The sequence below is a fragment of the Streptomyces graminilatus genome (genome assembly GCF_001418565.1).
Taxonomy (GTDB): Bacteria; Actinomycetota; Actinomycetes; order Streptomycetales; family Streptomycetaceae; genus Streptomyces; species Streptomyces graminilatus.
The window spans coordinates 1-1,166 of sequence record NZ_LIQQ01000855.1; the positions used below are offsets into that span (position 1 = coordinate 1).

Genomic DNA, 1,166 nt, shown 5'->3' on the forward strand with positions numbered 1-1,166 from the left:
GTTGCGCAGCAGCGCGTCGAGGGCGTCCAGGGTCCGGGTCCAGGTTTCGTCCGGGTCGGGGGCGCTGTGGCTGAAGCCGCCGGCCATCTCCAGGCTGACGTAACCGTGGAAGACGCTGCCCAGGAGACGGACCGCGTGGGTCTGGTCGGGCTCCGTCAGGTCGTATCCGCGCAGGATCGCCCGCGTCATCTGGGCATGCCGGACGCCCGCGCCGGCCGCCGCCGTCTCGGGGTCCAGTGGCATACGGGTGGCGGCGGCACGGCCCGGATGCTCCCGGGCGTAGTCGCGGTAGACGTTCGCGAAGGCGGTCAGGGCGTCCTTGCCGGCCCGTCCGGCCACTGCGTCGGCGGCCTGCTCGGCCAGCTCCTCCAGGGCGAACAGGGCGATCCGGGTCTTGAGGTCGTGGGTGTTCCTCACATGCGAGTAGAGACTCGCGACCTTGACGTCGAACCGCCGGGCCAGCTCCGAGGCGGTCACCTGGTCGAAGCCGACCTCGTCGGCGAGTTCCGCCCCGGCTCTGGTCAGGCGCTCCGCGGTCAGTCCTGCGCGTGCCATGGCCCTCCTCCTGCTTGGCTAAGGCGAATATAGGTTTGCCTAAACACTTTAGGCAACTTAGCCTGCCGCCATGAAGCCACTGACCGAGCAAGAGATCCGTGCCGCCTTCGTGAACTGCACCAAGGGGGAGGCCAAGCGGCTGTCCGTGCCGCGTGATCTCGCCGACCGGCCCTGGGACGACCTGGACTTCCTCGGCTGGCGGGACCCGCAGGCCCCTGACCGGGCCTACCTCGTCGCGGAACTGGACGGCCGTACGACCGCCCTCGTCATGCGCGGCTCGGCGCCCGCGTTCGGGCAGACCCGGCGCAGCATGTGCACGTTGTGCCTGACCGCGCACACCGGGGGCGTGTCCCTGATGGTCGCCCCGAGGGCGGGGAAGGCCGGGCAGCAGGGCAACTCGGTGGGGGCCTATCTGTGCGACGACCTCTGCTGCTCGTTGTATGTGCGGGGCAAGAAGGACGCCGGGGCCGGTGCGCGGCTCCACGAGACGATCACTCTGGAGGAGAAGATCCTGCGGACCGTGGGGAACGTCGCCGCTTTCATCGCCAAGGTGACGGCTTGACGGTGTCGCCTCACGGTCCGCTTCGGTGGGGGTGGGGGTGGGGGTGGCT

Annotated in this window: 2 protein-coding genes; one reads left to right on the forward strand and one right to left on the reverse strand. The window is 70.0% G+C overall.

Annotated elements, in window-relative coordinates; translation table 11 throughout:
* On the reverse strand, nucleotides 1-555 hold a 555-nt coding region (locus tag AOK08_RS42245; RefSeq protein ID WP_055535910.1), incomplete at its 3' end, for a TetR/AcrR family transcriptional regulator.
* A 70-nt stretch (nucleotides 556-625) separates the two neighbouring features.
* Here AOK08_RS42245 and AOK08_RS42250 point away from each other — a divergent pair.
* Nucleotides 626-1,117: an FBP domain-containing protein gene (locus tag AOK08_RS42250; protein WP_055535911.1), complete on the forward strand. Its 492-nt coding sequence runs from the start codon at nucleotides 626-628 to the stop codon at nucleotides 1,115-1,117.
* The last annotated feature ends 49 nt before the right edge of the window (nucleotides 1,118-1,166 follow it).

Excerpts from the sequence above, each read along its gene's own strand:
- AOK08_RS42250 (WP_055535911.1), top strand. The coding sequence starts at position 626 with ATGAAGCCACTGACCGAGCAAGAGATCCGTGCCGCCTTCGTGAACTGC.